The 19288-nt window shown below is 63.1% G+C and carries 15 protein-coding genes; 6 read left to right on the top strand and 9 right to left on the bottom strand.

Features of this window, described 5'->3' with window-relative positions:
• Nucleotides 1-3: 3 nt before the first annotated feature.
• The 3 genes from catA to NHH88_13455 form a co-directional block, all read right to left on the bottom strand.
• Nucleotides 4-924, bottom strand: coding sequence for a catechol 1,2-dioxygenase (catA, locus tag NHH88_13465; protein ID USX16726.1), 921 nt, complete (start codon nt 922-924; stop codon nt 4-6).
• A gap of 30 nt (nt 925-954) precedes the next feature.
• Nucleotides 955-1245: a muconolactone Delta-isomerase gene (gene catC, locus NHH88_13460; GenBank protein USX16725.1), complete on the bottom strand. Its 291-nt coding sequence runs from the start codon at nt 1243-1245 to the stop codon at nt 955-957.
• Between the two features lie 137 nt (nt 1246-1382).
• Entirely contained in the window at nt 1383-2492 is a 1110-nt protein-coding gene (locus NHH88_13455; protein USX16724.1) for a muconate/chloromuconate family cycloisomerase, read from the bottom strand.
• Nucleotides 2493-2605: 113 nt separating this feature from the next.
• On the opposite strand from NHH88_13455, the gene NHH88_13450 reads away from it, so the two are divergent.
• Both NHH88_13450 and NHH88_13445 read left to right on the top strand, forming a co-directional pair.
• Nucleotides 2606-3520, top strand: a complete 915-nt coding sequence (locus NHH88_13450) for a LysR substrate-binding domain-containing protein (protein USX16723.1) — start codon at nt 2606-2608, stop codon at nt 3518-3520.
• Between the two features lie 106 nt (nt 3521-3626).
• Complete coding sequence (locus NHH88_13445) at nt 3627-5309, top strand: alkaline phosphatase family protein (GenBank protein ID USX16722.1); 1683 nt, start codon at nt 3627-3629, stop codon at nt 5307-5309.
• Between the two features lie 144 nt (nt 5310-5453).
• Here NHH88_13445 and NHH88_13440 read toward each other — a convergent pair whose 3' ends face one another.
• Nucleotides 5454-5822, bottom strand: coding sequence for a response regulator (locus tag NHH88_13440; protein USX16721.1), 369 nt, complete (start codon nt 5820-5822; stop codon nt 5454-5456).
• A 166-nt stretch (nt 5823-5988) separates the two neighbouring features.
• On the opposite strand from NHH88_13440, the gene NHH88_13435 reads away from it, so the two are divergent.
• The 4 genes from NHH88_13435 (at nt 5989) to NHH88_13420 (ending at nt 12570) form a co-directional block, all read left to right on the top strand.
• Nucleotides 5989-7521, top strand: a complete 1533-nt coding sequence (locus NHH88_13435; GenBank protein USX16720.1) for a carboxylesterase family protein — start codon at nt 5989-5991, stop codon at nt 7519-7521.
• Nucleotides 7522-7665: 144 nt separating this feature from the next.
• Nucleotides 7666-10050, top strand: coding sequence for a M1 family metallopeptidase (locus tag NHH88_13430; GenBank protein ID USX16719.1), 2385 nt, complete (start codon nt 7666-7668; stop codon nt 10048-10050).
• A complete protein-coding gene (locus NHH88_13425; protein ID USX16718.1) occupies nt 10047-10541 on the top strand; it encodes a hypothetical protein in 495 nt (164 codons plus the stop codon). Before NHH88_13430 ends, NHH88_13425 begins: the two co-directional genes overlap by 4 nt.
• 7 nt (nt 10542-10548) lie before the next feature.
• The gene (locus NHH88_13420; GenBank protein ID USX16717.1) at nt 10549-12570 is read left to right on the top strand and encodes a TonB-dependent receptor; all 2022 of its coding nucleotides are present in this window, start codon (nt 10549-10551) and stop codon (nt 12568-12570) included.
• Here NHH88_13420 and NHH88_13415 read toward each other — a convergent pair whose 3' ends face one another.
• The 5 genes from NHH88_13415 to NHH88_13395 form a co-directional block, all read right to left on the bottom strand.
• Nucleotides 12571-13596 carry an aldo/keto reductase gene (locus tag NHH88_13415; GenBank protein USX16716.1) on the bottom strand — a complete coding sequence of 342 codons (1026 nt, stop codon included), beginning with the start codon at nt 13594-13596 and terminating at the stop codon, nt 12571-12573.
• 172 nt (nt 13597-13768) lie between these two features.
• Nucleotides 13769-15487, bottom strand: coding sequence for a methyl-accepting chemotaxis protein (locus NHH88_13410; protein USX16715.1), 1719 nt, complete (start codon nt 15485-15487; stop codon nt 13769-13771).
• 179 nt (nt 15488-15666) lie between these two features.
• Nucleotides 15667-17286, bottom strand: a complete 1620-nt coding sequence (locus NHH88_13405) for a rhodanese-like domain-containing protein (GenBank protein USX16714.1) — start codon at nt 17284-17286, stop codon at nt 15667-15669.
• A 32-nt stretch (nt 17287-17318) separates the two neighbouring features.
• On the bottom strand, nt 17319-17900 hold the full coding sequence (locus tag NHH88_13400) for a cysteine dioxygenase (GenBank protein USX16713.1): 582 nt from the start codon (nt 17898-17900) through the stop codon (nt 17319-17321).
• 28 nt (nt 17901-17928) lie between these two features.
• Nucleotides 17929-19269 (bottom strand): LLM class flavin-dependent oxidoreductase, encoded by a 1341-nt coding sequence (locus NHH88_13395; GenBank protein USX16712.1) that lies wholly within the window; start codon nt 19267-19269, stop codon nt 17929-17931.
• Nucleotides 19270-19288 lie beyond the last annotated feature (19 nt).

Here is a 19288-nt window from a genome sequence, read left to right as displayed (position 1 = left end):
CCCTCAGGCGGCGACGCGCACGCGCTGCACTTCGGCCGCCGGCGCCTGCTGGCGTTCGGCGTACAGGCGGAAATCGAAGTCGATTTCGGAGTACGGCTGATCCAGCCCCTTGGCCGCGATGGCGGCCGGCTCGGTCACCTTGCGCACGGCAGGCACCAGGCCCTCGCGGCTGGCGAAGGCGAAATCGTCCCACAGGAACTCGTCGCCGTCGATGTTGATCTGGGTGGTCAGCTTGCGCTGGCCTTCGGCGCTGATGAAGAAGTGGATGTGCGCGGGGCGGTGGCCGTGGCGGCCCAGTTGATCGAGCAGGCGCTGGGTGGTGCCATCCGGCGGGCAGCTGTAGCCGACCGGCAGGATGCTGCGGAACTGGTAGCGGCCCTCGCCATCGGCGATGATGGTGCGGCGCAGGTTGAACGGCGATTGCGTCTGGTCGAAGAACGAGTAGCCGCCCATCAGGTTACAGTGCCAGACCTCGACCTTGGCGCCGGCGACCGGCACACCCTGCTCGTCGCGCACGGTGCCCTGCATGAACAGGACTTCGGCCTTGTCGCTTTCGGTGCCGTCGTCGAGGCGCGCAAAGCCTTTGCTTTCGGGCGCCCCGGCCACGTACAGCGGGCCTTCGATGGTGCGCGGGGTACCGCCCGCCAGTCCGGCCCTCGCTTCGGCTTCATCGGCGCGGATGTCGAGGAAGCGTTCCAGTCCCAGGCCGGGCGCCAACAGGCCAAGCTCGTTGCGCACGGCCGATTCACGCAGATATTCCAGTCCGCTCCAGAATTCGCTGGACTGGATGTCCATATCTTCGATGGTTTTGCACAGCGCGCTCACCAGGCCGAACACCACCTGTTGCACGCGCGGGTTCACCGGGCCGGTGGCGGTGTCGATGATCCAGCTCTTTACCAGGGTGTCGATTTCGTTATGGGTCATGCTAGTCTCCTTGTTGTGTGATCGTGTAGGTCAGGCGTCGGTGTCGCGGATCGAGGACGGATGGCGGCACATGGGCATTACTTCGATTTGCATATACGGGAACAGCGGCAGCGAGGTCAGTAGCGCGTGCAGTTCGTCGACGCTGTCGACATCGAACATGCTGACGTTGGCGTACTGCCCGGCGATGCGCCACAGGTGGCGCCATTTGCCGCTGCGCTGAAGGCTTTGCGCCAGTTCGCGTTCGGTCTTTTTCAGTTCGTCCGCCTGCGCCGCCGGCATGGCCGGTGGCAGTTGGACATCCATACGGACGTGGAACAGCATATTTGTCTCCTCTAATACATCTAAAAGACCTAGGATCCACGTAGGGCGGATTAGCGAAGCGTAATCCGCCATTACGTGCTCCGTCGGCGGCGCATAGACGGCGGATTACGCCGTTCCGGCTAATCCGCCCTACGTGATCACTTGCGGCGCAAGCGTTCGAGCTTGTCGATGTCGATTTCCACACCCAACCCGGGGCCGGTCGGCACCTGCAACATGAAATCCTTGTACACCAGCGGGGTTCGCAGCAATTCCTCGGTCAGCAGCAGCGGCCCAAACAACTCGGTGCCGGCCGACAGATCGCCAAACGTCGAGAACAGGTGCGCCGAGGCGGCCGTGCCGATAGCGCCTTCCAGCATCGTCCCGCCATACAGGGCGATGCCCGACAACTGCGCCACCGCCGCCACCTGCGCCGCCGGAATCAAACCGCCCGATTGCGCGATCTTGACCGCGAAAACGTCCGCGGCACCGGCGTTGGCCAGCGCCAGCGCATCGTGCGGACCTTGCAACGCCTCGTCGGCCATCAGCGCCACCGCATAGCGCTGCGCCAACCGCGCCATCGCCGCGACGTTTTCCGCCCTCACCGGCTGCTCGATCAGATCGACGCCGCCAGCTTCCAGCGCCGCGATCCCCTCCACCGCTTCAAGCTCGCTCCAGGCCATGTTGACGTCGACCCGCACGCTGACCGCATCGCCCAGCGCCTTCTTGATCGCCAATACGTGGGCCACGTCTTCCCGGACGGCGCGGGCGCCGATCTTCAGCTTGAAAATGCGGTGACGCCTCAACTCCAGCATCATCTGCGCCTCGGCGATGTCCTTGGCGGTGTCGCCGCTGGCCAGGGTCCAGGCCACGGGCAACGCGTCGCGCACCCGGCCACCCAGCAACTCGCTGAGCGGGACGCCGAGCCGGCGTGCCTGCGCGTCCAGCAGCGCGGTTTCGATCGCGCATTTGGCGAAGCGGTTGCCCTGAATGACCTTGCGGATCTTCGCCATCGCCTTCGCCACCTGGCTCGCCTCCATGCCGATCAGCAGCGGCGCGATATGGGTGTCGATATTGACCTTGATGCTCTCCGGGCTCTCCTCGCCGTAATTCAGGCCGCCGATGGTGGTGCCCTCGCCCCAACCCTCGACGCCGTCGGCGCAGCGGACCCGGACCAGCACCAGCGTTTGCGTGTTCATCGTCGCCACCGACAGCTTGTGCGGGCGTATCGTCGGCACGTCGGCGAGGATGACTTCTATGCTCTGGATCATATTTAATTTGTATAATGAGTCGGAATAGGTACACAATATGCCCATCAAACGGGGGCGTCCAACACTGAGTTGGTATGATCTCCATACCCATTAGGTATAAAAGAGGGTTGTTTATGGAGCTACGCCACCTGCGCTATTTCGTCGCCGTCGCCGAGGAGAAGAACTTCACGCGGGCGGCCAAGCGCCTGTTCATCGCCCAGCCTCCGCTAAGCCGGCAAATCCAGCAGCTGGAAGAGGAACTAGGGGTGGAACTGATCGAAAAGGGATCGCGTCCGCTGCGCCTGACCGAGGCCGGGACCTTCTTCCACGCCCACGCGCAGGAGCTGCTAGCCAAGGCGGCCGAGCTCAAAACCATGACGCAACGGGTGGGCAAGATCGACCGCTCGCTGTCGATGGGGTTTGTCGCATCGACCTTGTACGGCCTTCTGCCGGACATCGTGCGGCACTTCCGCGAGCAGTATCCGACGGTGGAAGTGACCTTTCACGAGATGACGACGATGCAGCAGTTGAAGGCACTGAAGGAAGGGATCATCGACGTCGGCTTCGGCCGGGTGAAGAGCGAAGACCCGAATATCCGCCGCATCGTGCTGCGTGAGGAGCGGCTGATCGTCGCGCTGCCGGCTGGGCATCCGCTGGCGCTGTCGGACACCCCTCTCAGCCTGGTGGACCTGTTAATGGAAACGCTGATCGTTTATCCCAAGGCGCCGCGCCCCAGCTTCGCCGACCAGGTGCTGGGCGTGTTCAGCGAACGCTCCATCCTGCCGCACAAGATCATGGAGGTGCGCGAACTGCAGATCGCCATCGGCCTGGTCGCCGCCGGCGAAGGCGTGGCCGTGGTGCCGGACAGTGTACAAGGCATGAAGCGTAACAACGTCGCCTACCGCGCCCTCACCGACCGCCACGCGGTATCTCCGGTGATGTTCAGCGTCCGCAAGATGGACACCTCGGAGGAGTTGCGCAATATGCTCAATACGATTTACGACGTCTACGACCGTTGCGGCATCTCGTATATACGTGAATCGCTATAGCCCGGCCTTCAATCCGGTCATGTCATAGTCACAAGAATGATGTAGCATACCGGGGCGCACGATATCCATGCGGTTTTGCCTACCTCTCACCTGACGACGAATCAACATGACGAAGAAACTGTCCCTGCCCGTACTCGCGATCGCGACCACCTGTTTTGCCCTGCACGCCGGCGCCATCGCCGCGCCGGCCGCCAAGGCCACCAAGGCCACCGCCGCCACCCAGCCCAAGCTGGTCGTCGTACTGGTGGTGGACGGGCTGCCGAATGAACAGGTGCAGCGCTACCGCGACCAATTCGGCGAGGGCGGTTTCCGCCGGCTGCTGGACCAGGGTGCCTCGTTCAGCAACGCGCACCAGGCGCACGGCGTGACGGTCACCGCGATCGGCCATAGCGCCGTGCTGACCGGCGCCTACCCCTACGTCCACGGCATCGTCGGCAACAACTGGATCGACCCGGTGACCAAAAAATCGGTCTACTGCACCGAAGACACCAACTACACCTACATCGGCGAGCACACCGATCCAAGCGACGGCACCGCGCCGACCAAGCTGCGGGTCGACACGCTGGGCGACCAGCTGCGCTACGCAACCGGTGACCGTAGCAAGGTCGTCGCCGTCTCGGGCAAGGATCGCGGCGCGATTCTGCTGGCGGGTAAAACCGGCACCGCGTATATGTACATGGAACAAACCGGCAATTTCGCCAGCAGCACCTTCTATATGAAATCGCACCCGGCTTGGGTGCAGGCGTACCAGGCGACCAAGCCGCAGGACCGCTACTACGGCAAGGCGTGGACGCCGCTGCTGCCGGAAGCGGCATACGCCGGCGACGCCAGCGAGGAACTGACCCCGGCCAAGCCGGGTGGCCACAACCGCCTGCCCTACACTTACTACAGCGAGAGCGGCAAGATCGACGCCGGCTACTACAACAACCTGAAAACCGGTCCGTTCCTCGATCAATTGACACTGGACTTCGCGCAAGCAGCGATCGAGGGCGAAAACCTCGGCCGCAATCCGGCCGGCGTGCCGGATCTGCTGGGCGTCAGCCTGTCGGCGCACGATTATGTGAACCACGCCTTCGGCCCGGAGAGCAAACTGTCGCACGACCATTTGCAGCGGGTAGACCGCATGCTGGCGCAGTTCTTCACCTATCTGGACAAGCGGGTGGGCATGGACAATGTGCTGGTGGTGCTGACGGCCGACCACGGATTCGCCAACACGGCCGAATTCTCGCAATCGCGTCATCTGGATGCGCAGCGCATCAAGGGCGATCAGCTGATGAAGGATCTGGGCAAGCACCTGTCGGATAAATTCGGCGGCGCCAAGCTGCTGACCGTATGGTCCCTGCCTAGCGTGCACCTGGACTACGCGCAGATCGACAAGAGCGGCCTGCGTCGCGAGGACGTGGAAAACGCCGCTACGCAATTCCTGCTGCAGCAAAAAGGCATCGCCGACGTATTTACCCGCACGCAGTTCGAAAGCGGCGCGGTGCAAGGCACGCGCATGGCGACGTTGATGCGCCGCGCGTGGAACCGTGAGGCGTCGGGCGATTTGATCGTGGTCACCAAGCCATACTGGTACTTCGGCTACGGCGACACCGGCACCACGCACGGTTCGCCGTACGCGTATGACACCAATGTGCCGCTTCTGATCATGGGCAAACGCTGGGTCAAGCCTGGTAACTACGGCCAGTACGCGGAAGTGGTCGACATCGCGCCGACCCTGGCCAACATCCTCCGGGTGCGCCCGCCGGCAGGCGCCGAGGGACGGGTGCTGACCGAGACCTTGCGTTAAGCCGCAGGCGGATCACGGCGGATTACGCCGTTCCGGCTAATCCGCCCTACGTGTCTCCGCGACGAATCGGATGCTCAATGTACAACACAATCACGTAGGGCGGATTAGCGCAGCGTAATCCGCCATTTGCGGACCGCCAGCGAATTAATTCAGACTCGCCAGATACTGATTCAAATGCTCGAAATTGAGCGGTTTAGAAAAATGGTGGGTGAACCCGGCCGCAACAGCTTTTCGCGCCGACTCGCTATCGGCCGAACCGCTCAACGCGATGATCGGCAAGGCCTGCGTCCCGGGCATGCGACGTATCGCCCGCACCGCGCCGTAGCCATCCATCCACGGCATCCCCAGATCCATGATGATCGCCTTCGGCATCGCATCGCGCACCGAGTCGCACGCCTCGTAACCATTGTGCGCGGCCGACGTCTCGTAGCCGTGGCACTGTAGCAGCGCCGATAACGACTCCACCACGTCGATATTGTCGTCGACGACCAGTACTTGATTTGCGTTTGCCATGTTTGCCTCGTTATTGATGAGTTCGATGAGCCATCCTAACAATGCCTAAACGCAATGTATGTTCGCTATCACACCCTCGCCGAACGGCCGCGAAATCGAAAATCGGTCGCCAATGGAAGGGCTTCCAGCTATAGTTGCCACTCCTTCCTTTTTGGCCAAAAAAGACATGAATAAATTCGGTTTGCTGCTGGTCGCCTCCGGCGTTTTCACCTCTTCCCTCACCGCCTACGCTGCGGCGGCCAGCGCGCCGCGCGCCACCACCGCCACGGGCGTGGTGCAAGGCACGCTGGAGGCCTCCGGCGTGGCATCCTATAAAGGCATCCCGTTCGCCGCGCCGCCGGTGGGCGATTTGCGCTGGAAGGCGCCGCAGCCGGCGCAAAAGTGGAAAGGCGTGCGCAAGGCCGACCATTTCGGCCCGCGCGGCATGCAGCTGCCGCTGTATAGCGACATGGTGTTCCGCTCCGACGGCATGGGCGAGGACTGCCTGTACCTGAACGTCTGGACACCTGCCAAATCCGCGAAAGAAAAGCTGCCGGTGCTGGTGTACTTCTACGGCGGTGGTTTCGCCACCGGCGACGGCTCCGAGCCCCGTTATGACGGCGAGAGCATGGCGGCCAAAGGCATCGTCACCTTGACCGTCAACTACCGCCTCAACGTGTTCGGCTTCCTGGCGCATCCCGAACTAACTGCGGAATCGCCGAACAAGGCATCGGGCAATTACGGCTTGATGGACCAGGCGGCGGCGCTGAAATGGGTGAAGGATAATATCTCGGCCTTCGGCGGCGACCCGTCGCGCGTGACCATCGCCGGCGAATCGGCCGGCTCATTCTCGGTCAGCGCGCAGATGATCAACCCTATGGCCAAGGATTTGATCGCCGGCGCGATCGGCGAGAGCGGCGCCCTGCTTGGCGCGGCGCCGCAGCCGCTGGCGATGGCCGAGAAGATTGGCGCCGCCTTTGCGGAATCGGCAGGCGCGCCGACGCTGGCCGCCTTGCGCGCCATGCCCGCACAGCAGCTGCTGGATGCGACAAAAAAACCGGGAACATGGTTCTTCGCGGTGCAAGACGGCTATGTGCTGCCGAATCTCCCTACTTCCTTGTACGCCGACGGCAAACAGGCGCGCATACCGCTGCTGGCAGGCTGGAATTCGCAAGAAGGCCACTACAAGCAGATCCTGGGCGATAGCGAGCCGACGACCGAGAACTTCGCCGCCGCGCTGCAAAAACTCTACGGCGACCAAGCGGCGGCCGCGCAGCAGGCCTACAGCGGCGACGTCGCCCAAGCGGCAACCGCGCTGGCAAGCGACCGCTTCATCAACTACGGTACCTGGAAGTGGATCGACACGCACGCCCGCACCAGCGGCAAGCCTGTGTATCGTTATTACTACAGCCGCCCACGTCCCGGCGACCAGGGCGCAGCCCACTCGGCCGAAATCGAATACGCCATGGGTAACCTGAACCTGAATAAAGTATATGCGTGGACCGACGAAGACCGCGCACTGTCGACCGTGATGCAAGGCTACTTCGCCAACTTCATCAAGACCGGCAATCCGAATGGCGCGGGCCTGCCGGAATGGCCTCAAGCCAGCAGCGGCGCGGGTTCCCGCGTGATGCACCTGGACGCGACATCGCGCGCCGTCACCGCCAACGACGACGCCCGCTTCCAGTTCCAGGACGCCCAGATGCAAAAAAAACACTGACCAAAACAGGCGGCGGCGAGCACGGTTCACGTAAATAATATAAACCGTATCATCGATTGTATTTTATTGTATCTGCCGGTGATACTTTGAAAACTTGCTATACACTAGTTCCTTTTCTTCTGACAAAGATCAGGAACACAGAATATGCGCAAAACATTCGGCTTCGTCGCCATTTGCTTGACGGTGTCCGCATTCGCGGCGGAACCTTTCGATGACAAGTTCCGCCAGCTGGACGAGGTTCTCCCCAGCGCCAACACCTACCGCACCGCCTCCGGCGCCCCCGGCGCCGCCTACTGGCAGCAGCGCGCGGACTACACCATCCGCGCCACCCTGGACGAAGCCAAACGTTCGCTCACCGGCAGCGAGCAAATCCGCTACCACAACAAGTCCCCCGATACGCTCAGCTACCTGTGGGTGCAGCTGGACCAGAACATCTACAAAAAAGACTCCGATGCGCGCATGATGATGACGCAGCCGTCGCGCGAAGCGTGGACCAAGCCGCCGACGCCGGACGACGGCTACAAGTTCGAAGGTTTGCGCGGTGTGCTGGCGGGCCGTGACTTCGACGGCGGCTTCAAGATCAAGAGCGTGAGCGCCGGCGGCCAGCCGCTGAAGTACGTGATCAACCGCACGATGATGCGCATCGACCTGCCAACGCCATTGAAACCGGGTCAGAGCTACGCCTTCAATATCGACTGGTCCTACAACATCAACGAGCAAAAAGTGCTCGGCGGCCGTTCCGGCTACGAGAGCTTCGAGGAAGACAAGAACGACCTGTTCGAAATCGCCCAATGGTTCCCGCGCATGGCGGCCTATTACGACGTGACGGGCTGGCAGCACAAACAGTTCCTCGGCGCCGGCGAGTTCACGCTGGAATTCGGCGACTACGACGTCCAGTTGACCGTCCCGGCCGACCACGTGGTCGCCTCCACCGGCGACCTGCAAAATCCCGGCGAGGTACTGAGCGCGGCACAGCGCGACCGCCTGTCCAAGGCGAAGACCGCCACCAAGCCGGTACTCATCGTCACCCAGGAAGAAGCGGAGAAGGCGGAGAAATCGGTCAGCACCGCCACCAAGACCTGGCACTACAAGGCCGCCAACGTGCGCGACTTCGCGTGGGCGTCTAGCCGCAAATTCATCTGGGACGCGCAGGGCTACAAAAAGGACGGCAGCAACGTGATGGCGATGTCCTACTATCCGAAGGAAGGCAATCCGTTGTGGGGCCAGTACAGCACCCAGGCCATCATCCACACCATCGAGCAGTACAACAAGTACAGCTTCGACTACCCGTATCCAACGGCGATCTCGGTCAACGGCCCGGTGGGCGGCATGGAATACCCAATGATCTCGTTCAACGGTCCGCGTCCGACCAAGGACAAGAAGACCGGCGCGCTGACCTGGTCGCAGCAGACCAAGTATGGCCTGATCGGCGTGATCATCCACGAGGTGGGCCACAACTACTACCCGATGATCATCAACTCGGACGAGCGCCAGTGGACCTGGATGGATGAAGGCCTGAACACCTTCGTGCAATACCTGGCCGAACAGGCGTGGGAGCAGGACTATCCGTCGCGCCGCGGCGAGCCGCGCAACATCGTTGACTACATGCGCAGCCAGAACCAGGTGCCGATCATGACCAACTCGGAGTCGCTGCTGCAGTTCGGGAACAACGCCTACGCCAAGCCTGCCACCGCGCTCAACATCCTGCGCGAGACCATCCTGGGACGTGAATTGTTCGACTACGCCTTCAAGGAGTACGCCAACCGCTGGAAGTTCAAGCGCCCCACCCCGGCCGATTTCTTCCGCACGATGGAAGACGCCTCCGGCACCGACCTTGACTGGTTCTGGCGCGGCTGGTTCTACACCACCGACGCGGTCGACATCAGTGTCGACGGCATCAGCGAATACGGTGTGAGCACCAAGGACCCGGAAAAGGAAAAGGCCTGGAAGAAGGCGCAGAAGGAGGCGGAGCCGGTTTCGGTGTCGCAGCGCTTGAACAAGGCCATGCCCAAGCGGCTGGACAGCCATCCGGAGCTGAAGGATTTCTACAACGAGCATGACGAGTTCACCGTCACCAACAAGGACCGCAACAGCTACGCGGAAGCGATCGAGAAGCTGGAGCCGTGGGAGAAGAAGCTGCTGGACCAGGGCAAGCACCTGTATCTGGTGGACTTCTCGAACATCGGCGGCCTGGTGATGCCGCTGGTGCTGGAGATTGAACTCAAGAGCGGCAAGAAGTACATCGAGCGCGTTCCCGCCGAAGTGTGGCGCTTCTCGCCGAAGAAGATCACCAAGTTGATCGTCACCGACGAGCCGATGGTCGGTCTGGTGCAGGACCCGTATTGGGAAACCGCCGACATCGACACCAGCAACAACGCCTGGCCGCGCAAGCCGACGCAGTCGCGCGTGGAGCTGTTCAAGACCGAACGTGACCGCAATAACCTGATGCGCGACTTTAATACGCCGCTCAAGGGCAAGGACGACAAGTCGGGCAAGGAAACCGGCGACAAGGACGCGGCGGGCGAATGACGCTGCGCGCCTTACGCACGTTGGCCGCCGCCGTGATGGCACTCGCCTGCACGGCGGCCGGCGCCCATAATTTTCACATGGGCATAGCCGATATCAGCTACAACGACCGTACCGGCAACACGGAGATCGTGCACACCTACACGTCGCACGATGTTTCCACCTTGCTCGCCAATCTGTACGGCCGCAGTTTCGACCTGGGCCAGGCGGACAGCGAACAGCCGCTGCGCCGCTACGTCGAAAAGCAGTTCCAGCTCGCCGGTCCGGATAACAAACGCCTGCCGCTGCAATGGGTGGGCGTGAAGGCCGACGCCGACAGCGTCGTCATCCTCCAGGAAATCGCCGGCACGAAACTCAAACCCCGCACTCGCATTCACAACGCCCTGCTGATAGACTTCCTGCCTTCGCAAAAGAACACAGTGAACCTGCAAACAGATGGCGTCATCCAAACCCTCATTTTCGATCAAGACAGCATCGATCAAACCGCCCGTTAAGCGGCTCATGCCCCTGGCGCTGGCGGCGATCGCCTTCCACTCACCCGTCCACGCCGACGACCTGCTGCAAAGGGTGACCATCGACGGCTCGCGCGCCAACCAGCTTGGCCTGGCCGATGCCGCCAGCTCGGGCAGCGTGTCGCAAAAGGAGCTGGCCGCGCGCACCGTCTACCGCCCCGGCGAACTGCTGGAAGCGATGCCCGGCCTGATCGTCAGCCAGCATAGCGGCGAAGGCAAGGCCAATCAGTTCTACCTGCGCGGCTTCAATCTGGATCACGGCACCGACCTGCGCACCACGGTCGACGACATGCCCGTCAACCAGCGCAGCCACGCGCATGGCCAGGGCTGGACCGATCTCAATTTCCTGATACCGGAACTGGCGGTGCGGCTCGATTACAAAAAAGGCCCCTACTCCGCCGAGGAAGGCGACTTCGCTTCCGCAGGCACGGCGTCCGTGGTGTACGCCAACCGGCTGACGCAAGGCCTGGCCAGCGTGTCGGCCGGCCAGAACGGCTATGGCCGCGCGCTGCTCGCCGACTCCGTCGAACTGCCGCGCGGCAGCCTGCTGTACGCGCTGGAAGTGCTGCACAACGACGGCCCGTACGAAAACCCGGATAACTACCAAAAGCTCAACGCGGTGCTGCGCTACAGCGAAGGCTACGCCAATAACGGCTTCAACGTCAGCCTGATGGCCTACCGCACTGACTGGAGCGCCACCGACCAGATTCCGCAGCGCGCGGTGCGGGATGGCCACATTGGCCGCTACGGCGCCATCGATCCCACCGACGGCGGCGAGGCGCACCGCTACAGCCTCTCGGGCGCGTGGCGCCGTACGACGCAGGACAGCTCCTCCAAGGTCAACGCCTACGTCATCGCCAATCAGCTGGATCTGTTCTCCAACTTCACCTACTTCATGGACGATCCGGTGCGGGGCGACCAGTTCGCGCAGCCGGACAAGCGCGTCACCAGCGGCCTGAATGCGAGCCATAGCTGGCACCAGCACGGCGATGGCTGGAACAGCGAAACCACCATCGGCCTGCAACTGCAAAACGACAATATCTTCAACGGTTTGTATAACACGCAGGCGCGCCAACGCGTTTCCACCACGCGCCAGGACCACATCGTCGAGTCCAGCGCCGGGCTGTTCGTCGAGAACAGCACGCGCTGGAACGACGCATGGCGCACCGTGGCCGGCGCGCGTATCGACGGCTACCGCTTCGATGTCTCCAGCGACCTGGCGGCCAATTCCGGCACCGCGAACGACCACTTGGTGAGCCCCAGCTTGAGCGTTATCTATGGGCCTTGGAAAACGGCCGAGCTGTACGCCAATATCGGCACTGGCTTCCACAGCAACGACGCGCGCGGCGCCACCATCACCATCGATCCGAAGACCGGACTGGCGACCGGCAAGGTCTCGCCGCTGGTGCGTTCGCGGGGCATGGAACTGGGCGCGCGCACCACCTGGCTGCCAGGCCTGCAATCGTCGCTGTCGCTGTATCGTCTGGATTTCGATTCCGAGCTGACCTTTGTCGGCGACGCCGGCACCACCGAGGCGGGTCCGCCGAGCCGCCGCTACGGCGTGGAATTCTCGAACTACTACAAGCCGCTGAAATGGCTGTCGGTCGATCTGGATTTGGCCTATGCACGGGCGCGCACGCGCGGCGACGCGCCGGACGGCAACGGCATCGCCGGTGCGATCGAAGGCACCGGCCAGTTGGCGGTGACGGTCGACGACGGCGGGCCGTTTTCCGGCTCGCTGAAGCTGCGCTATTTCGGTCCACGTCCGCTGATCGAGGACAACAGCGTACGTTCCAATTCCAGCATGACCCTGAACGGCCGGATCGGCTGGAAGATCGACAAGGACCTGTCGCTGGAACTTGAGGCGTTCAACCTGACCAACCGCCGCGATTCCGCCATCGACTACTACTACGCGTCGCAATTGAAGGGCGAAGCGGAGCCGGTGACCGACATCCACTTCCACCCCATCGAATCGCGCTCGCTGCGGGCGACACTGATCAAGACGTTCTAATCAGCCCGCGCGTTCGTTCAGCATCGGGAATCCGCGCTGGTGCCACACCGGATAGGCTGGCGAGACCTCGCTGGCCGCTTCCAGCAACGCGTTCTGCTCCGCGCTCAAACGCCAGCCGGTGGCGCCGATGTTATCGATCAATTGCTGCTCGTCGCGGGCGCCGATGATGACGCTGGAGATGGTCTTCTTCCCCAACAGCCAGTTCAGCGCCACCTGCGGCACCGTCTTGCCGGTTTGTTCGGCCACCACGTCCAGCGCGTCGACAATGCGGAACAGGCGCTCTTCCTCGAAATGCGGGCCGGTGCCGGCGATGTCGTGCGCGCGGGTGCCCGGCCTTGCCGGCTGTCCGCGCCGGATCTTCCCGGTCAGCTTGCCCCAGCCCAGCGGGCTCCAGACCATCGCGCCGAGGCCCTGGTCTTCGGCCAGTGGCATCAGCTCCCATTCATAGTCGCGATTCAGCAGCGAGTAGTAGATCTGGTGCGCGACGTGGCGCGGATAGCCATAGCGGTCCGACACCGCCAGCGATTTCATCATGTGCCAGCCGGAGAAATTGGAGCCGCCGATGTAACGCACCTTGCCTTCGCGGACCAGTTGGTCCAGGGTGGACAGCGTCTCTTCGACCGGGGTGTTGTTGTCCTGGCCGTGCAGCTGCAGCAGGTCGATGTGCTCGACGCCAAGGCGTTGCAGGCACTTGTCGACGGAATCGATCAGATGCTGGCGGGAGGAGCCGAAATCATTGGCGCCATCGCCGGCGGGGAAAGTGACTTTGGTGGAGATGAGCAGGCGGTTGCGCTTGCCCTTGATGGCTTGCCCGAGCACTTCCTCCGCCAGGCCGTCGGAATAGACGTCGGCGGTATCGAACATCGACACGCCGTGTTCAAGGCATACATCGATCAGGCGCGAAGCGCCGCCGGCATCGGTGTTGCCCCAGGCTTTGAAGAAGTCGTTGCCGCCTCCAAAAGTCGCCGTGCCAAAACTGAGCTCCGGCACGCGCAAACCTGATTTTCCCAAACGATTGTGATTCATGGCTACCCTCCAGAACATTGGTTCTCGATTGTAGCCCGTACAAAAAAAACACGTAGGGCGGATTAGCGTAGCGTAATCGGCCATGCATGCGCCACGTTGACGCATGCATGGCCGATTACGGCGTTCCGCCTAATCCGCCCTACGTGGTTATACGGTCAAGCCACTTCTACGGTCAGAACTCTTCCCACTCCCCGCTCGACGTCGCGGCGGCGGTGGTCTTGGCCTTCTGCGTCGGCGATGCCAATGGCTTGGCGGCCGCCTTCACAACCGGCTTCGGAGGCAGCTTCTTCGCCACTGGCGCGCTGCGCGCGACAGGACGTGCCGGCGGCGGCGTGTAGCCAACCTGCTGCGCGCCGATCGTGAACGCGCTGACCACACGTTCCAGTGCATCCGCCTGATCGCGCAGGGTCTGCGCGGCGGCGGCGGTCTGCTCGACCAGGGCCGAATTCTGCTGCGTGGTCTCGTCCATCTGCGTGATCGACTGGTGCACCTGGGCGATGCCGTCGTTCTGTTCCTGCGTGGCGGCGCTGATTTCGCCGACGATGTCGGTCACCTGCTTGATGCTGGAGACGACTTCGTTCATCGTCGAACCGGCCTGCTCGACCAGCTTGGTGCCGGAACCGACTTTCTCGACCGAGTCGTCGATCAGCGCCTTGATCTCTTTTGCCGCCGCCGCCGAGCGCTGCGCCAGATTGCGCACTTCGGTGGCAACGACCGCGAAACCACGGCCCTGTTCACCGGCGCGCGCCGCTTCGACCGCCGCGTTCAGCGCCAGGATATTGGTCTGGAAGGCGATGCCGTCGATGACCGAGATGATGTCGACGATCTTGCGCGACGATTCGTTGATCGAGCCCATGGTCACGACGACTTGTTCGACCACGCTGCCGCCCTGCGCCGCGACGTCGGAGGCAGAACGTGCCAGCTGGTTGGCCTGGCGCGCGTTGTCGGCGTTCTGGCCGACGGTGGACGTCAATTGCTCCATGCTGGCTGCTGTTTCCTCGAGCGAGGCCGCCTGCGACGAGGTGCGGTTCGACAGGTCGCCGGTACCCGACGCGATCTGCTGCGAGGCCGTACCGACCGCGCTGGTGGCGGCGCGCACGGTGTCGATCACGCCGGCGATCTGCTCCAGCAGCTTGTTGAAGGCGACGGCGGTGTGGCCGATTTCATCCATGCGCTGGACCGGGATTTTCTGGGTCAGGTCCAGCGACTGGCTGACGTTGACCAGGGTGCTGCGGATGCTTTCAAGGCTGTTCCTGATGATGCTGTACAGTTGCCACGCGAGCGCGCCTGTCACCAGCAGGCCAAGCACGATCACCGACAGCATCAGGCGGAACGCGAAGGTGTAGGCGGCGGTGCTCTCGGTGCGGATATCGTCACTCAGCTTGTTGTTATAGGCGATGTGGTCGTCGAATCCTTTTTTCAGTGCGCCGGCCGTCAAAGCCAGCGGCGTGCCGGGCATCAGCGTGGCGCGCACCGCATCCATGTCGCCGGAGTGGGCGCCGGCCAGGAACGGAATCAGCGCCTGGCGGTAGGCGGCCATGTTGGCCTTGTCCGCCTCGAGCAGTTTGCGGTCGGTTTCATCGAAGATGCGCTCTTTTTCGTAGGTCGCGATGACCGTGTCGAACTTCGCGTGGGCGTCGTTGTACGCCTTGTCCAGCGCCGTTTTATCCGGAAGATTCGAGAACACGGAGAGACGGTAGCCGGCCAGCCGGCTATCGGCGAGGTAGCCTTTGGCTTCGTTCAGGCCCGCGATGCTGGGGACTAAACGGGTTTGCACCAGGTCCAGCCGCGCTTGGGCGCGCGACAATTGATTCAGGCCGGTGAAGCCGACAAAGATCAGCGCCAGTAGCGCCAATGACAGGGTCAGAATCAAGCGCTTGGTAATAGTCATGGTGACTTTTCTCATAGAAGTGTTAAAAGATTCGATTGTTGCTCGGCTACATTCAAGTATACCGGAACCCTATTACCACACGACAACAATGAGGAAATTTACGCTGCGCCGCAACCAAAACGCAACGCATGCATCCATTAAGTGACGCATTGCGTTGCGCTTGTTGCAAGGAAGATTAGTCAGAAAACCACAAACCCGTGCGTGCCGTCGCGTCCGAGCTGTTCGACCAGCCCGAACTCCCAATCGAGATAGGCCTGCATCGCCTCGTCCTGATTGTCTGTGCCCTCGTAGGGGCGGCGATAGCGGTCGATCAGCGGCGACGCCAGGCGCGTCGGCCCCTCCTCCAGCGGCAGCCCGGCGGCTGCCCATGCCGTCGTCCCGCCGGTAAGTACATACACCGGCAGATCGGTCATCGCGCGGACGTCGCCGGCCACGTAGCGCGCCAGCAGGCTGCTGCCGCAGGTGAGCACATAGCGTTTGGCGCCGGGCGAAAGCTTCGCTACGACAGCCGGCAATTCGGAGCGCAGCGCGAACCATGCGCCGGGAATATGACGCTTTTGATAATTGACCCCGGACGTAAAGTCGAGCAGCACCGTCTCCTCCGGCGCGTCGGCGAGCCATTGCGCAAGCGCCTCCGCGCCGATTTCGCGTACTTCGGGATGTGGCGGAAGTTCGTCGGTCCACGCCTCCGTCACGTTGAAGTCGGTGGCTTGCAGACCGTCGATCACATAGACCTCGTGGTTCATCTGCGCCAGCCAGTGCGCGGTGAGGTTGGCGCGCACGCCGTCGCTGTCGGCCAGCACGATGCGGGCGCCGCGCACCGGCGCAAACTGTTCGGTCTCCTGCACCAGTTGACCGCCCGGTGCGGAGCGAAAGCCAGGCAGGCGGCCGTCGCGGAATTCCGCCGGACCGCGCACGTCGAACAGATAGGTGGTGCGGGTGGCGTCGGCCCGCAGTTGATCGAGCCCCGCGCGATCGAGGCGGCGCACACCTGTGCGGTCGGCCAGCGATCTGGCGTCGTCGGCGGCCGTCAGCCGGTTCGTATCGGACGCCGGCGGATAGCTTCGCGACTGGCCGTGTTCCAGTTTTTGGCGGGCCAATGTCCAGCCGATGGTGCCGTTGCGCAGTGCAGCAACCGGATTCGGAATTCCGGCGTTGATTAGCGATTGTGTACCGATGATGCTGCGGGTCCGGCCGGCGCAGTTGACGATAATTTGTGTCTTCGGGTTCGGCGCCAGCTCGCGCGCGCGCAGCGCCAGCTCGGCGCCTGGAACGCTGAAACTGCCCGGGATGCTCATGGTCTGGTACTCGTCGTAGCGGCGCGCATCGAGGATGACGATATCTTTACCGCCGTCGATCAGCGCCTTCACCTCCGGCGCCGACAGCGATGGCGTGTGGTTCCTGGCCTCCACCAACTCGCCGAAGGCTTTGCTGGGCACATTCACGTCGCGGAACAACTCGCCGCCGGCGGCCTGCCAGCCGGCGACGCCGCCGGCGAGCAGCGAAACGTCGGTGTAGCCCAATTGGCGCAGACGGCTGGCGGCGGATACGGCCAGGCCCTCGCCGCCATCCAGCACGACGATGTGCACATCGCGGCGCGGCAGCTTGGCGTAGGCATCCAGCTCGATGCGGCCGTACGGCAGGTTGGCGGCGAACAGCGGGTGCGCCTGCGCGTGCGGATCCTCCTCACGCACGTCGAGCAGCGCGATCTCGCGTCGCGCCAGCAGGTCTTCGCGCACTTGCTGCGGGCTGCGGTAAGGGAAGCCAAGCAGGCCGGTTTGAAGCAGGTTTTTAGTCATGGCTTTCGAATTCCTTGGATTGTGTGTGGCGATCAGGCGGCATTGGCGTAGCCGGAGCGGAAAGGCTTGACCGCGCCCTCCGGCGTGAACACGCTGCGATCGACTGCGCCGATGTCGGCGCCGTAGACGTGGATGCCGATCGAGATGCGGTCGTCGTAGGCGTTGAAGACCTGGTGGATGTCGCCCAGCGTTGGCGATACGGCCGTCACCACGCCCGTTTCGAGCCGCTGCGGCTCGCCCACTTTTTCGAGCAGGCCGTCGGCGCGGCGGCGGTAGTCCTGCGAGATCTCGGCGCCGCGCAGCAGGCCGATCAGGCCCCATACCGTGTGGTTGTGGATCGGCGTCGACTGGCCCGGTCCCCAGACGAAGCTCACCACCGAGAACCGCGCCGCCGGATCTCGATACAGCAGATATTGGCGGTAGTACTGCGGGTCGGGCAGCGCGGCCTGCTGCGGCAGCCAATCGTCATGGGCGATCAGTTCGCGCAGCAGTTTGGAGCCCTGCGCGACGATGCGCGTTTCGTCCGTTTCGTAGCCCTGCCCCAGCAGGGAGTCCAGCGCCTCGACGAAATGCCGCAGGCGGGCCGGCGTTTCAAAACCTGGTGATGCACTCATTTAAGTCTCCTCATCTAAGTCACCCCTGTCAGGCGGCCTGGCGGCGTGCGGCGGTGTTGCGGTTTTCCGGAACGTCCAGCCCGAGGTTGCCGCGCAAGGTGGTGTGCCCGTAGTCCAGGCGGAACAGGCCGCGCTGCTGCAGCACCGGCACCACCTCGGCGACAAACGCGTCGAGCTGGCGTGGCAGCGATTCAAACAGTATAAACCCGTCGGCGGCGCCGCCATCGAACCAGTGCTGGATCGCGTTGGCCACCTGTACGCCGGTGCCGACAAACTCCTTGCGCGGGCTGGCGTAGCGCAGCGCGGTCTCGCGCAAAGTCAGGTTTTCGTCGCGCGCGGTGCGGATGATGCGCTCGGAAGCGCTGCGATTGCTCTCAGCGCCGTATTGGGCGATGTCCGGGAATGGTCCGTCGAGCGGGTACTGCGTCAGGTCGTGTTCGTTAAACGAGCGCGCCAGCGCCACCAGCGCATCCTCGATGCGGACCAGCGCCACCGCTTCCTGGTAGAGGCGTTGCGCATCCTCCTCGGTTTTGCCGACGATGGCGCGCAGCGCCGGCAACACCGCCAGCTTGCCGGCCGGACGGCCGAAGGCGGCGGCGCGCTTCTTGATGTCCGCGTAGTAGGCCTGCGACGATTCGAAGTTCGATCCCTCGGTGAAGAAGGCCTCCGCGTGACGCGCCGAGAAATTGCGTCCGTCCTCGGAAGCGCCGGCCTGGAAAATCACAGGCTGCCCTTGCGGCGAACGGCTGATGTTCAAAGGACCGCGCACCGAGAAGAACTCGCCCTGGTGGTGCAGCGTGTGCAATTTTTCGGGATCGATGAATTGGCCGCTGGCCTTGTCGTGCACCAGCGCGTCATCCTCCCACGAATCCCACAGCCCCTGCACGGTTTGCAGATGCTCGGCGGCGATGCGGTAGCGCACCTCGTGCGGCGGGTGCGTAGGCTTGCCGTAGTTCTCGGCGCTGCCCGATAGCCAGGACGTGACCACGTTCCAGCCGGCGCGACCCTTGCTGATATGGTCCAGCGACGCGAACTGGCGGGCGACCGTGTATGGCTCGCTGTAGCTGACCGTCAGCGTGCCCACCAGGCCGATGTTCTTCGTGGCGGTTGCCAGCGCCGAGAGGATGGTCAGCGGCTCGAAGCGGTTCAGGTAGTGCGGGCTGGATTTCTCGGTGATGTGGACGCTGTCGGCCACGAACAGGAAATCGAACTTGCCCTCCTCCGCCAGCTTGGCCTGGCGCAGGTAGAAATCGATATTGGTGCTGGCGGTCGGATCGGCATCGGGATGGCGCCAGTCGCCCCAACCTGGGCCGACGCCGTGCAGGATGAATCCGAGTTTGAGTTGACGCGATGGTTGGGATGTAGTCATGACGGTGCTCCTGATATGG

The sequence above is a fragment of the Oxalobacteraceae bacterium OTU3CAMAD1 genome (assembly GCA_024123915.1).
In the GTDB taxonomy this organism is placed as follows: Bacteria; Pseudomonadota; Gammaproteobacteria; order Burkholderiales; family Burkholderiaceae_D; genus Rugamonas.
Note: the sequence above shows the minus strand (reverse complement) of the source record. Positions and strands in the feature narration are given on the sequence as shown.